This window comes from Streptomyces sp. NPDC026377, from assembly GCF_055567715.1.
Genome location: NZ_JBVHPV010000027.1, coordinates 1 through 12,569, shown reverse-complemented (window position 1 = coordinate 12,569; position 12,569 = coordinate 1). Strand labels below are relative to the sequence as shown.

The 12,569-nt window shown below is 67.4% G+C and carries 13 protein-coding genes and 3 pseudogenes; 11 read left to right on the top strand and 5 right to left on the bottom strand.

All coding sequences use genetic code 11. The features are described 5' to 3' along the window. The first annotated feature begins 539 nt into the window (after window positions 1-539). Window positions 540-968 (top strand): ATP-binding protein, encoded by a 429-nt coding sequence (locus ACZ4MU_RS33250; protein ID WP_467883266.1) that lies wholly within the window; start codon window positions 540-542, stop codon window positions 966-968. Between the two features lie 125 nt (window positions 969-1,093). Here ACZ4MU_RS33250 and ACZ4MU_RS33245 read toward each other — a convergent pair whose 3' ends face one another. Both ACZ4MU_RS33245 and ACZ4MU_RS33240 read right to left on the bottom strand, forming a co-directional pair. Then, window positions 1,094-1,765: a hypothetical protein gene (locus ACZ4MU_RS33245; protein ID WP_467883265.1), complete on the bottom strand. Its 672-nt coding sequence runs from the start codon at window positions 1,763-1,765 to the stop codon at window positions 1,094-1,096. Between the two features lie 412 nt (window positions 1,766-2,177). Further along, the gene (locus tag ACZ4MU_RS33240) at window positions 2,178-2,300 is read right to left on the bottom strand and encodes a hypothetical protein (RefSeq protein ID WP_467883264.1); all 123 of its coding nucleotides are present in this window, start codon (window positions 2,298-2,300) and stop codon (window positions 2,178-2,180) included. A 3-nt stretch (window positions 2,301-2,303) separates the two neighbouring features. Between ACZ4MU_RS33240 and ACZ4MU_RS33235 the strand changes: the two genes are divergently transcribed. The 3 genes from ACZ4MU_RS33235 to ACZ4MU_RS33225 all read left to right on the top strand — a co-directional run bounded on the left by ACZ4MU_RS33235 (window position 2,304) and on the right by ACZ4MU_RS33225 (window position 4,748). Further along, a complete protein-coding gene (locus ACZ4MU_RS33235) occupies window positions 2,304-2,669 on the top strand; it encodes a helix-turn-helix domain-containing protein (RefSeq protein WP_467883263.1) in 366 nt (121 codons plus the stop codon). Between the two features lie 871 nt (window positions 2,670-3,540). Next, a complete protein-coding gene (locus tag ACZ4MU_RS33230) occupies window positions 3,541-3,771 on the top strand; it encodes a hypothetical protein (protein WP_467883262.1) in 231 nt (76 codons plus the stop codon). Window positions 3,772-4,373: 602 nt separating this feature from the next. Then, complete coding sequence (locus ACZ4MU_RS33225) at window positions 4,374-4,748, top strand: hypothetical protein (protein WP_467883261.1); 375 nt, start codon at window positions 4,374-4,376, stop codon at window positions 4,746-4,748. A gap of 87 nt (window positions 4,749-4,835) precedes the next feature. Here the strand turns inward: ACZ4MU_RS33225 and ACZ4MU_RS33220 are convergent, their stop codons facing one another. After that, window positions 4,836-5,411: a GNAT family N-acetyltransferase gene (locus ACZ4MU_RS33220; protein ID WP_467883260.1), complete on the bottom strand. Its 576-nt coding sequence runs from the start codon at window positions 5,409-5,411 to the stop codon at window positions 4,836-4,838. A gap of 358 nt (window positions 5,412-5,769) precedes the next feature. On the opposite strand from ACZ4MU_RS33220, the gene ACZ4MU_RS33215 reads away from it, so the two are divergent. From ACZ4MU_RS33215 to ACZ4MU_RS33205, 3 genes are all read left to right on the top strand, one after another. Then, a complete protein-coding gene (locus ACZ4MU_RS33215; RefSeq protein ID WP_467883259.1) occupies window positions 5,770-5,949 on the top strand; it encodes a hypothetical protein in 180 nt (59 codons plus the stop codon). A 116-nt stretch (window positions 5,950-6,065) separates the two neighbouring features. Next, window positions 6,066-6,857, top strand: a complete 792-nt coding sequence (locus tag ACZ4MU_RS33210) for a hypothetical protein (protein WP_467883258.1) — start codon at window positions 6,066-6,068, stop codon at window positions 6,855-6,857. 481 nt (window positions 6,858-7,338) lie between these two features. Continuing rightward, window positions 7,339-7,929 (top strand): DUF6461 domain-containing protein, encoded by a 591-nt coding sequence (locus tag ACZ4MU_RS33205; RefSeq protein ID WP_467883257.1) that lies wholly within the window; start codon window positions 7,339-7,341, stop codon window positions 7,927-7,929. Between the two features lie 3 nt (window positions 7,930-7,932). On the opposite strand, the pseudogene ACZ4MU_RS33200 reads toward ACZ4MU_RS33205, so the two are convergent. Beyond that, window positions 7,933-8,193, bottom strand: a pseudogene (locus tag ACZ4MU_RS33200) (IS110 family transposase); the annotation flags it as partial. A gap of 131 nt (window positions 8,194-8,324) precedes the next feature. On the opposite strand from ACZ4MU_RS33200, the gene ACZ4MU_RS33195 reads away from it, so the two are divergent. Continuing rightward, window positions 8,325-8,699, top strand: a complete 375-nt coding sequence (locus tag ACZ4MU_RS33195) for a hypothetical protein (protein ID WP_467883256.1) — start codon at window positions 8,325-8,327, stop codon at window positions 8,697-8,699. Between the two features lies 1 nt (window position 8,700). On the opposite strand, the gene ACZ4MU_RS33190 is transcribed toward ACZ4MU_RS33195, so the two are convergent. After that, window positions 8,701-9,186 carry a DDE-type integrase/transposase/recombinase gene (locus ACZ4MU_RS33190; protein ID WP_467883255.1) on the bottom strand — a complete coding sequence of 162 codons (486 nt, stop codon included), beginning with the start codon at window positions 9,184-9,186 and terminating at the stop codon, window positions 8,701-8,703. Between the two features lie 572 nt (window positions 9,187-9,758). On the opposite strand from ACZ4MU_RS33190, the pseudogene ACZ4MU_RS33185 reads away from it, so the two are divergent. The 3 genes and pseudogenes from ACZ4MU_RS33185 to ACZ4MU_RS33175 all read left to right on the top strand — a co-directional run. Continuing rightward, a pseudogene (locus ACZ4MU_RS33185) lies at window positions 9,759-9,995 on the top strand (IS701 family transposase); the annotation flags it as partial. Window positions 9,996-10,075: 80 nt separating this feature from the next. After that, window positions 10,076-10,609, top strand: coding sequence for a hypothetical protein (locus tag ACZ4MU_RS33180; RefSeq protein ID WP_467883296.1), 534 nt, complete (start codon window positions 10,076-10,078; stop codon window positions 10,607-10,609). 232 nt (window positions 10,610-10,841) lie between these two features. Then, window positions 10,842-11,200, top strand: a pseudogene (locus ACZ4MU_RS33175) (transposase); the annotation flags it as partial. Window positions 11,201-12,569 lie beyond the last annotated feature (1,369 nt).

Genomic DNA, 12,569 nt, shown 5'->3' with positions numbered 1-12,569 from the left:
ACTTGCCTGCCAAGCCGACGACCTGACCCTCGCCGTCCTTGCCGAAGCCCGATACCTTTTCGACCTTGCCGTCCCAGGTCCAGGCAAGGGTCTGGATGTCGCCTCCGTACATCCTGCTCGTGGTGTTGCCGGACTAGTCGTAGCCGAGGCTGGCAGCGCTGTCGATGGCCTTGCTGTTGCTGGTGATACCGGTGACGCGTGGGGCTGCTTGCGCACCCCCGAGCCGGGCGGGTCGATGCCGTAGGCGTAGGCGCTGGTGACGTCGCTCGTGGTGTCGACCTTGCCGCCGCTGATGGCGGGGGCAGCCTTGTGCTCGGCCAGCTTGGTGCGGTTGCCCAGCGCGTCGTAGCTGTAGGTCTGCCAGTAACCGTCGCCTGCGTCGGTGACGTTGGTCCCGGTCACCGCGCCGGAGGCGTCCTTGACGAGCGGGGCTCGCGTGGTCTGCCCGGAGGCGAGGCAGCCTGGGTTGGGGGAGGTCCAGGCCTCGGTGAGCTGTCCCATGGCGTCGTAGGTGAAGCACTGGCGGTCGGTGGTGAGGGGTGCGTCGGGTGCATCGGAGGTGGGGCGCCGCACACCAGTTCAAAGCCGGACCCCGCAGCGTGGCCGAATCACGCGCATTCATCTTGGGCTGCCTCACCCGCTGGAGGCTCTCCCCGCACGAGCCCGACGACGGCCATCTCGCCCACCACACTCAACTCGTCGTCAGCGAACTCATGACCAACGCCCTGCGCCATGCAAGCCCCACGGCACAATGCCTCACAACCCCCTTCTGGCTAACCCTGCACCTAGGTGTCTCCGACCTGATCTGCGCAGTCAGCGACCCCAGCCCCCCCCCGCCTCCTACCGCCCCCACGTCACGGCGGCCCCCCGCACGGGCTGCAGATCGTCGCCGCACTCAGCTCCGCCTGGGGGCGGGCCCCCCGCCACCGGGAAAGACCGTCTGGTCCCGCATCCCGCTCAGTCCCTGAACCTCACTGCCCTCCTCGCGGTCCCACAGGAGAGCCGCTTGGCCGGGAGCAACACTCGCGACGGGCTGCCCCGAGCCCGAACACCGCTTAGCCGCAACGCCCTTGGACGTCCCGGCGGGCGCCATTCAGGCCGTGTCTGGGCTGGCGAGGGGATGCTCACGAGGCGAGGGGGTGCCCTCAGCCGCTCGTGGTTGTGGGCGGGTGCCGACGTAAGACGATTCGTCGTTGGCGAGTTCTCGCCGAACGACGGACGCGAACGCCCCCACCCGGACTGCACGCCTCGCGACTAGGAGCTTGTCCCGAAGTACATCCACACTGTGCTGAGAACCGGTATTGACAGTGAAGAACCACTCCGTGCCAGCATCATCCATCGCATGCAGTTGGGCCAGCAGTACGTCAGCGGCCTCCGCGACACTCGCTGGCCCAGCGATCGCCGCTCGGCTGTGTGCCGCGGTCACCTCGGTCCACAGCGCCGCACTACCGTCGAACAGTTCCTGATCGGCGACTCCCCTGTCCAACTTGAGGTTCAACTGCCACCAGCGCATCCGATACTGGTGCGCTGCGTTGGCCAAGGCGTTGCATGCTTCACGCCGCAGGTCATCTCTGCGGCGCCGCTCCTCCACCTCACGCTGGGCTCGCGCCTGCCGACTGCTGAGGAAGGCGGTGAAGAGCCCACCGGCCAGCCCGCCGATCGTGCCGATGGAGGTACCGATCAGGGTTGCTGTAGTTCCGTCCATGCTGGGATTACACCAGTGGCGCGGCCCTGTGTGGACGGTCAGGTCGACCTCCAGCGTCACCGGGTGTGGCTGGGCGCCGCCGGTGAAGCGGACAGCTAACAGCGAACTGGCGAGAAGAAGATCGTCAACTCGCGGTCGGTAGCGAGAGGCGTAACCACTTGGTGTCAACAAGCAGGTTCCACCGACGAGAAGCCACCAGGCTGCCGAGCCTCACGGGTTCCGACTATGATCTTTTCGCTTCGGGACGACGAAAAACGTCGAGTTGTACCAGGTGCTTCGGACTCGGGCGCTGGGGGGCTGAGCAACGCTCCGGTGCCAGGGGAACGCCCGTTCTGCCTACGCGTACGAATACGAGCCTGATCCCGCTTCGCGCGCTGGTCGATGGTCAGCGACGACGCATGAGCTGGTCAGCATGGGTGGGACGAGGTCACGTACCACGGGTGGCAGGGAACGGCTGGATCCTGTCGCCGAGTCAGTCGCCGTCCACAGCGATCACGCTGCCGCCCATGCGGGCCGTACATGCTCCGAAGACGCGGGCGGATCGTGTCGAGCGGTTCGCCGGCTCCTTGCCGAAGCCCTCGCTGATCCTCGACACGGGATGCGGTCCGGGCCGCGACCTCGCAAGGTTCCGCACGTATGGGCAGGTGGTGCGCGGTGTCGACCTCAACCCGGCTTTCGTGACGATGGCCGATGTCCACGCCCTACCAGCGGTCTGCGGGTGGGTGGTGTATCCCGGGAAGATGCGCCATCCGGATGGCGGCGGCCTGACCGCCGGGCAGCATACCCGCCGCGAGCAAGTAGCTTCGAAACGGCCGTGTTACTCGCCCGAGGAGTACCCGTGCCGCAGGTCGCACGGCGGCTGCGGGTCTCCCGGACGTCTGCCTATGCGCGGCGGGCTCGGTGGCGGGACGGCGGCGTGGGGACCCTGCGGTCTGCGGGGCCGTCCGGGAGGCCTCGCAAATGAAGCCGGCCCGGCGGGCCCGGCTGGTATCCCGACAGGTCGTCGTCGGGGGTATGCCACGGCCTGCACCTCGGTGGCGGCGCCGCGGCGCCGTCGAACCGTGAGGAACGCCCCGCTGTCGCGCTCGCCGCGCCAGTTGGGCCCGACCGGGGTGTCCCGGCCGGACACGCAGCCCATCGCGGCGACGGCGACGGTCCCGGCCACGACGTTACGGCGCGCCGGGGCCCCGGCGGTACTGCGGTATCACGGTCTCCCCCGGCATGACGAACACACGGGCGCCCCGGCCCCGCCTCGGCAAACCGCCCCGGCCGGTGGGACCTTCTCCAGCCAGCCGCTATACCAGCGGTCGAAGGTCTCCGGGTTCTCTCGGGGTCCGGGCCCTGCTCGGAAACGGGCAAGGCGAGCAGGGAGAGGTCCGCCAGCAGGCGAGAACGAGGCAGGGGGCGCCCGTTTCTGCGTCAGCAGACGTGCTGCGGTCCTCCGCAGGGTCGGACCAGCAGGCCCGCACGCGAGGGCAGCGTCTGCCGCCCTCGGAAGAAGCGACCCCGACGGCGGGGAAACGCCGACTACTGTCAATCAATCAACCCGCCCTACGACGAAACGCTGAGGCGACATGCCAACCGAACCACGAGGAGGGACGCCCACCTGGGCCCGGGCTCTGGGGTGCCTCATCCTGATTCTCCTCGCTCTGGCGATCTGGTTCCTGGTGTCCTTCCGGCAGTCCGGCGCCATCCCTTGGTGAGGTCGCTGACCCGCCCGTGCACATCGCTAACATCCAAAGTCGCCGCGTGCACAGGCTGGAGCGGTGGAAAGGGGAACGTCAGCCACGCCGCGTGAACACGATGGCGCCCAGGACGTACGTTGCACCGCGCCGGTGCCCCAGATCACCACGCGGGCCGCTCTCTACAAGAACGGACACCTCGTCAACCAGCTCGCGCTGAGGACGCAGAGGAACACCGCTTCCGCGCAGAACAACGCGGCGGTACGGTGCAGCCCCGGCAAGTACCGCGGCGGGATGTACTTCAAGGTCGTCTTCCCGCCTGGCTACCGGCCGCCGACCGCCCCCTCCAATGGTTTCGGTCGGGAAGTGGCTCTCCACTGCTGACGCCGGGATACCGGTAGGGCGCCCCCGCGCGCTCTGTTGCGAGGGCGCCGCCGGGCCTCCGGGACCCCGAGCCCACCGGGCCATCCGGCCCACCGGCCCACACCGGACCCGGGAAGAGTCCGGCGTGCGCCCCATCACCGCGCGGATTGTGCGCCTGTGGGTGGCGGAGCTCGACCGCGCGGTCGGGGAGCCGGTCACTGACGCGGGCATTGGTCCGGCCGCCGGCGCGGGCGCCGCGCTGCGCCACTTCACCTCTGGCATGACACGGTGGACCGAGCCCGAGATGACCTCCCCGGCCGGTGGTACGGCCGTCCTCGAACCCTCCGAGGCCTCGAGGCGGACGAGATGGCCGACCGCTGCCTGCTGCTCGACCGGCTCGCCCGGGACGAGAGGAGTCTCCTTCTGGGTCCTCTCGACCCGAGCCGCCAGCAGTGGATCGGCGCCAGCCCGCACGAACTGGCGCCGCAGCGGCACCCCGCCCTGGCCCGGGAGCGGTTCAGCTCTCCGGGTGCCCAGCCCCCCTCTGCCAGGGCCGGGGATGGAGAGTCGACCCCTGGTCGAGGTACATCCGCCCCATGCCCGGCCCGCCGTCCCGTGCAGCGGTGGACGTGTACAGCCGCAGATGGAACGGCTTCGTACTGGGCGTACAGGACGTTCGGCGCGCCGTTCTGAAACGTCGCGTCGGTGCTGTGGCTGCGCTGGTGTTTCGCCGACTCACGCCTCGTAGAGGGCACGCCACCCCGCGCCCGGTAGAAGTCACGCCACTCCACCCCGCTGACAGATGGCGCGCCGGACACCGGCCCGGACCACGTGATGCCCTGCTGCTGCGACTCGGCGAGCATCGCGCGATCTCCAGAGGGAGGGCGGCCGACCTGCACCTGAGCGCCGCGCTCGGCCACTGGCTCATCGAGGACGATCTCGCCGACCTCCATCCCGGCTTCTCGACGAACTGCACGCCACACCGCACGTTCCAGTAGTCCCGGCGCGGCAGTCGCACCCATGGCCCCCGGGGCCGCCGCACGGGGGACGGGACAGAGCCAGGCGTACGTCCGGGCCCCACCGGTTCACGACCCTTGAGATGTCCTCCCCCTCGTCGCCCACTGGCCCGCCGTCATCCGCCAGATGACGTCCACTCCCACTTCGCCCGGAGCTGCCGCACCCTGGGGTGCTGGTCTGCGCTCCACCTCGGTGAATCCCGCACGCCGGGCAACGGCTCCGCTGGCGGGATTGGCGGCATCGTGATGGATCTCCAGGCGGTCGATGCCCCCGAGCTGGAAGCCCTGGCGGGCAAGAGCCGTGACGGTCATCGTGGCCAGCCCCCGGCCGGTCCAACGAGGGTGGAGCCAGTAGCCGATGTCGAGGCCGCCGGCCCCGATGCGACGCATGAGGCCGCAACTGCCGATCACCGTGGCCTCTGCTGTGATCGCATACCCGAAGGCCTGCCCGGTCTCCCACTCCTCCTGGCAGCGGGCCAGGAAATCGGAGGTATGACCTCTGCTGGTGTCGGCTGCCCAGGGCATCCACGGCAGCAAATGGTCCAGGGACTCGGAGATCGCCCGCTCCAGGGCGTCGAGATCGCTCCTGCGCCGCCGGCGCAGCTCCACCTGGCCACAACTGAGGTTCTCGGCGGGCTCGTCCATGCACGGGATGCTCCCGCAGGCCGACCGGGACCGACAACGCAATATTGACCGGCGTCCTCGTCGGCGGGGCGGGGGCGGGGGCCGTCAACGCAGCATCCGTCCGCCGCCGCCCGTCGAGCTGTTCCAACAGTGCTGCGCCGAGGCCGGAATGCGTTCTCAGGTTGGCCACAGGGACACTTGAGCTGATCGACAGTGCATCGGATCGTGACCTGCGTCGCAGAAGCGCAAGGATGGTGAGGCGAGAGGCACTCCCGATGCCCCAAGCTCCCTGTGAGACGAAAGTTGAGGCATCGCACGGAGCGAGGAACCACCAATTTGAGCCCCCCACACACACACGAGGGTCGCCCGGGAGCCGACGATGTTTGAGTACGAGATGTACAAGGTGAACCAGGGCAAGCTGCTGCGCCAGGCGGACACCCAGCACCTGGTCCACCAGGCACGCCTCGCCCGCCGGATGCGGCGGCCCGCGGAGCACGAAGGCGAAGGGCGGGTGAGCCACCCGCGTGCTTTGCGCAGCCGCTTCACACACGCCGCCTGAGCACCGCGCGCTCACCCAGGGACCTGCCCGACACACGGTGACCAGCGCAGTATTCGAGCTGGAGGAGCACTAGGGTCAGTTTCGTGCCTCTACCGAGACGCCGATTCCGGCTGTGCGTGGCAGTGCTGATCGTCAGCCTCCTGATCGCACTGAACAGCCTCACGGCCTGCACTTCGGGCAGCAGCGACAGTCCGAGCGAGACGGATGCTTCCGGTGGTTTGAGCGAGACCGACACCTCCAGCGGTCCTCCAGAGGAGACTTCGGGTGCCGACCTGGCCACTTCCGGCGGTGCGGTGAGTGGCGGTGTGGCGGAAGGGAGCGGTTCGGACCAAGTCGTCTTCCAGCGCAAAGCCGAGCGAGACAGGGCAGGGCTGTTCGAAGGGCAACTGGGGTACGATCCGCCCTCGCCCGTGGACGTCGGTGACACCACCGAACTGACGGTCACGCTCGCTGCCCTCGGCGGCGACCAACCCAAGCCAGACCACATCGTGGCGCGCCGCAGCCTCTTGGTGGGCGGTGTGCAGGGCGCCGAGCTCACCGCCCCGGACGGGGACGTCGACATCCAGCTCAACGGCTCCAACCACCAACTGCTCACGCGCGACAACGCTGTCGCATGGCAGTGGAACCTCACCCCACGAACTCCAGGGCGCCACCGGTTGAACCTCGTCGTCGAGACCTACCAGGGTGCAACCACCAACGTGCTGGCACGGACAACACCCCCCATTGCCCTCGAACTGACCGCGAAGACCACCCTCGCGTACCGGGTGGGCGAGATGAAGGAATGGATCATCGCTGTCGGCGCGGTCATCGCAGCTGCCGGCGTCATCCTCGCGTTCTTCCGCCGCCCGGTGTTCGCACTGTTCGCCAGGATCACAAGCCGCCCACCCAAGAATCCGGACCACAGCTGAACAGCCCCAACCAGCGGTGGCGACAGACTTGCCCGCCTGGCTGGAAGTCTGCGGAGTCAGCCAGCACCTGGGTCCGCCGTACTGCGCCCGCCTCCACGAACTCGTCCGTCGGCCCTTCCATCCCGCCCGGGAGACGATGACGACCGCCATTTTCGGCTGTGCCGCGATCTGAGCGGAACGGGGCCCACACGGCGGACGTGCGGCCCAATGGATACCGAGGGCTGAACGGCAGTCCCACGTGAACATGCCTGCGCCCCTGAATGAGGATCACGGTCCTGTGGGCGCGACCGCGCACAGATCGTCCTCGTCGGCTGGAATCAGACGGCCAGGACAGGGACGGTCACAGGGACGGCACGGGCGGCCGTCATTGCCGTGCGTGCCTGGCTCCAGCTTCCGAAGGTAAGTTCCCAATCTCGATGTCAAGGCGAAAGCAGCGTTGTTGCACGCTCGGTGTGTCAGTGAGGCATGCCAGGATTTGACCATGTCAGGTACTGATAAGGCTCGTGGTCTGGACGTTCTTCGTGCGGACATTCCCATCTACACCCTCACCTTCGCCAAAGGCTTGTCTCCCACCGAGTTGCTGGGACGCATGGGGGCGGATCCCGAGACCGTGGCGCTCCGCGACTCGGTGGACCTAGTGGACGAATTCGGTGACACCTTGCTCGACGAGGACGAGCCGGTGGTTACAACTGGAAGCGACGGCCTGTGGACCTGGGCGTGGGAGCAGGGCGGCATGCACGGACTGGACGAGGGAGTGCTGTCCAGGGTCTCCCATGGGACGGAGGCCGTGGCGCTGCACTACAACGAGAAGCCGATGTACTGGTTCAAGTACGCGGTCGAGGGCGGCATCGTCGTCGACTTCCACACCCTTGAGCCGCTCGACCCGACCGGCCTGGACCCCCACCGGCTTGAGGCATTCATGCGCCCCCTCGGCCTCGTTCCGAGGGAGTCGGCTCCAATACACAGCGTCCTGGCTCTCGCAGAAGATGCCTTCGGGCTCCGGGTGACGTCGGCCGCGGAGAGAGAGGAACGCTGGAGCGGCAGCTTGCTGCCCCTGCCCCCGGAGGAATGACGCTCAGCTGCGCTTCACGCACGACGGCGCGGCTTGGAAGGCAACTGTGTCCCGGATCATGGCCCACAGAACGTTGACGCGGCGCCGGGCGAGGGCGAGGACGGCTTGCTTGTGCCCCTTGCCCTCCTTCCTCTTTCAGTCGTAGTACGCCTTCGAGATCGGGCACCAGAACACGCTGACCCGAGCAGAGAGGAAGAGCGCGCGTTGGAGACCGCGGTGGTAGCGGCGGGGCCTGCGCAGGTTGACACTGACTTCCCCGGAATCCCAGGTGTCGGCGTACGGACTTTTCTCCCCAGTTGCGTACGGACGAACGTCCCCAGCTCTGACCGCAGGCAGCGGCAGCACGGCAGAGGATCTCGGTTGAGATCGATGCCCCGACCAGGGACACTCGCCCGATGAGTCACAGCGCATTGTCTGAATCGATCGAGCGAGGGTGGGACGAGCCCTGGTATCGGGTCCGCATGGCGGACTTCCAGGCGTCGTTCCTGCCCAGCGACGACGAGGACTTGGACGAGGTCTGCAACGTCGATGTCTTCGTGGCTTTGAAGGATGGATCTCGTTGGACCGCGACCGTGTTCACCGTCGCGGAAGTCGAACGCCTGATGAAACTCTGGGTAGGGACCGGCGAGGCCCTCGGGGGCCGGTACTTCTGGGTCTCGGACGGCCTGATCGTCAGGGATCCCGGCATCGACAACATGACCGACGTGATCGCCGGACTGATCGAGAACGGCGAGTTCTCCGAGATCTTTCAGCGGGTGATCAACGACTGATTCAAGTGCTCGGCCGCCGCGGAGCGACGTGGCGTCGGACGACGGTCTTGGTGCGGTCGTAGACGATCGTCATCGGGACGCCGCCGAAGTGGGGGAAGGCCCGGCGGTGGCAGTCGAAGAACATCTGCGGGTCCTGGCTGGTGGTGAAGCAGCAGAACGGGTCTCGTGAGTACGACAGCGTCATGTGGAAGGAAATGGACCTTCGGGATGCCCATGTGGGCGAGGATCCTGCCCTCGTCGCACCAGTCCACCTGGCCTGGGCGCCGGGAATCACCTCGAACCGGCGGTGCATGCCGACGAGTTCCTTCGGCATGATGCCGAGCTCCTCGGCGATCCGAGGCCGGGCTTCCTGAACGTATAGCTTGACGCGCTGGTAGTTGCCGGTAAACCCGTACTCCGCCACCAGCCGCCCGTGGATCACCGCGGCCTTCATCAAGATCTCGGCCCGCAGCATCGAATCGACCAGCGGAGCGAACTCGTCGATCACCCTCGCCTTCGACCGCCCGTTCGGTGAACGGCGCGGCGGGGTCGCCGGACCCGGAGCCGACAGATACTTGCGGACCGTCTTCCGGTCCAGCCCCGTCTCTCGGGCCACCTCCGACAGGCTGATCGCCCCGGACTCCAACAGACCCCGGAAGCGCCGCAATTCCAACCAACGATGCGGATCCAGGACCCCGCCGACCGCCTTCCGCCACCTCTCAACGACCAAGCAGCAGAGTGCCGAGCAGCAGGTCTCAACGCATGAGCAACTGTCCCTTTTCATCCGTACGCGGTTGGGGACGTTCACGTGTACGCCGACACGCGGCCACCGCAGCGTTCAGGAAAGGCACGATCGACACGTGGACAGCCTCAGCGCCTGCAACACCGTCGACGATGACCCCCTGGCCCCTTTTCCCCCTCCACCCGACCGAGATCGGCATCGGCTACGCCCGCGTCAGCACCCGAGGACAGAACCTCGAGCGGCAGATCGACGCTCTCACCCTCACGGGCTGCCGATGCATCTTCCCCAAGCAGAAGCCCGGGAACGTGCCTGCGTCCGTGCCCCAAGCAACGCCGCAGGTCGCGATGCTCGCCCACGCCTTCCTCGCCGTCACCGCAGCCACCGAACGCCGCGACCGGCCGACTCTCGACAGCCTGATTCCCTTGACCGGCAACGAGATCCAGCACCTGTTCGCCGCCATGGTCAGCCCGGTCCACGACCTCGCACACCGCCTGCGCTGGTCACACTGGCGACGCCGACACCAAGCCTGCGCCCGAGCCTGCCACTACCGGCGACAAGCAACGGTCCAGCCATAGAGGATCGTGTCCCTTGACCCGTGGCGATATTGAGATGTCGCCAGGTCGGTGCCGGTGCATACTTCCTCACCGTGGAAATCATGACAGGCGAGCTGCGGCGACTTCGATCTGGACTAGGGGCCGAGGATGACGAGGAGCCCCAGCCGTTTCTCGTGCGCCTCCGGTTCACTGCAGAGGACCCAGCCCAGGTCGTCGACAACGCGCGTGCGGTGCTGACATGTGTGGTCGCCCAGACGGGCGACTGGCCGACGGATGAGCTTTGGCCGCAGCTGTTGCCGACCTGGTTCATCCAGCGGTGCGCGCCCGAAACCCCGGAACCGGAGCGTGGCGAGCCCTTCGACGTTGAGGCGTGGCTGCGTCAGTGGCGGGCAATGACGCCAGAGCAGAGAGCGGCCGTCGATCAGGGGCCCTGGACGCTCTCGGGATGGCTGTACTACTTCGACCCGACTGAGGAAGGAATGGGAGACGATCGCAGCTGGTGGTGGTGGCACGCAGGAACCGACGAGTCAGGCGGCTGGGTGCAGGTGGCCACCACCGGCTGGCCCTTCGGAAGCGGTTCGCTGTCCTGGCTGATTGAGGCCAGTGGGGGCGCGGATCTCGTCTACGGGTCGTGAACAGCGACTCGCCGTGATCGCGAACTACGGCTGGAGTACTAGTACTCCAGCAGGATTTCACTGTCTGACCTGTGGGTTTTGACTGGGCGGCTGGAGTGTAGCGGGCTGGGGCAAGGTCAGGGACGGTCTCACGGAGGCCGCCCTTCGAACGTGCGACAACACCGCCGGTAATGACAGCGACGAAGGGCAAGGTCTCCTCGTGCTGACCGAGCGTTCTGTCGCGCAGTGGGACCTGGAGATCGACGATCTTTTCGTCAGCATCGGCCATCGTTTTGGCCGGGTGGAGCTTCGGCGTCGGATGCGTGACTACGTACGCGGGTTGCTGGCCCCGGTCGCCCGGAAGAACAGCTGGCCGAGCAGGCGGGCCACGCCACTCCCGACGGTCTTCAGCACTTGCTGGCCGGCGCAAAGTGGGAGCCCGACGACATCCGAGATGACCTGCAGCAATACGTCGCTGACAGGCTCGGCGAGGACGACGGTGTCCTGATCATCGAGGACACCGGATTCATCAAGAAGGGCACCACTTCCGCCGGGGTCCAGCGCCAATACGCCGGCACCGCCGGCCGCACCGACAACTGCCAGGTAGCCCTCGACTTTCTTGTTCTGCGGCTTCTCGCGGCCGTAGTCGGTGGTGATGGGCGCGGGCATCCCGGAGGTCCAAAGCCCGTCGACCACGCCCTTGGTGAGGGTCTTGGTCAGGGCGATGGAGGAGCCAGCGAGGTCGCGGCCCATGTCGCGCAGGTTGGCGGCCGCCCGGTATCCCCCGCCGTTCAGGACGTCGTGCAGCTGGGTTCGGGCGGCCGACGTGATGATGCGGACGAAGTCCTTCGCGCGCTCGATGGCCCACTGCCGATCGGCCTCGATCGTCAGATCATCCGCGTGCTCGGCGATGAGCGCGAACAGCCCCTCCTCGAATGCGGGCGATGCGCCCATGATCACGAAATCCACGGGCCGAGGTCCCCTCCCGCGGCTGAACAACCATGACGGGTTCACAAACCCGCAGGACAAGATCACCGGCGTGCCCGCCGATGCGGCTCCAGCAAGTCCCAGGCATCCGGACAGCGCCGTGCGGGTACTGCGTAGGCAGGGGCGCTGGGATGCCGGTGCGACCACGGGCCTTCATCCCAACTCCACGCGGGAGGATACCGGGACACCGCCCTTGATCGGAACCCTCGTCGCGCCTCGCCTTGCACGAGCAGGCGGAGGCGCGACGCTTGGTGGCCAGCAGCACGGGCATGCGTTGGCTCGGGCATGCGTGGGCGGCGAATAACGGTCACTCGTGACGGCGGTCGGGGAGCTGGAGTTCGGGGGCCGTGCCGGTAGTCAGACCGAGGGCGACGGCGGTGAGAGTGAACACGGCCGCAGCAGGGGTGAGTCGATGGATCATGCGCATGTGGGGGTCTCCGTCACGTCGGGCCCACGGCAGGGATCCCGGGGCACCTGACGGCATGACACCACCGTGGTGGTCTATACGAGTAGAACCAGCGCGTGAACAGACGCGACCTGCGCAATCCCTGCCCGCCGATGGTCTGCCGCTGACCGGACCTTCAGCTCCCCTTGGTGGACGACAAGGAAAGCCATCAACGACGAAGGCGCCCGCGCTCACTCACGCGGAGGCCGTCGCGCACATCAGACTCATGCTCTTCGGCAATGAGCCGAAGAGGTTCGGCCCATTGATCCGCAAGTATTACGTCGACGCAGCCGTGGGCTGCCCCGCGGTCTCCCACCCGAGAGTGGCCAGTAGCTTTTGGGGCGAGCGGCCCGTAGTCGTGAACCGCCTGGAGCGGAGCGTCGTCGTCGGCACGAACTGCGCCCAGGTGGCACCCCTATGAAGGCTGGGCAGCCCCCGTGGGTGGGTGCAGCGCGATCAGGCGCTCGGAAGGCGGACATCAGCGACGACGTTTGCGGTCCATGTCCCGGGCTCGTGGTCTGGCTCCCAGCTCACGTGAACGTCAGCTTC

Excerpts from the sequence above, each read along its gene's own strand:
- ACZ4MU_RS33235 (WP_467883263.1), top strand. The coding sequence starts at position 2,304 with ATGCGGTCCGGGCCGCGACCTCGCAAGGTTCCGCACGTATGGGCAGGT.
- ACZ4MU_RS33195 (WP_467883256.1), top strand. The coding sequence starts at position 8,325 with ATGAGTCACAGCGCATTGTCTGAATCGATCGAGCGAGGGTGGGACGAG.
- ACZ4MU_RS33220 (WP_467883260.1), bottom strand. The coding sequence starts at position 5,411 with ATGGACGAGCCCGCCGAGAACCTCAGTTGTGGCCAGGTGGAGCTGCGC.
- ACZ4MU_RS33180 (WP_467883296.1), top strand. The coding sequence starts at position 10,076 with ATGACAGGCGAGCTGCGGCGACTTCGATCTGGACTAGGGGCCGAGGAT.
- ACZ4MU_RS33215 (WP_467883259.1), top strand. The coding sequence starts at position 5,770 with ATGTTTGAGTACGAGATGTACAAGGTGAACCAGGGCAAGCTGCTGCGC.
- ACZ4MU_RS33205 (WP_467883257.1), top strand. The coding sequence starts at position 7,339 with ATGTCAGGTACTGATAAGGCTCGTGGTCTGGACGTTCTTCGTGCGGAC.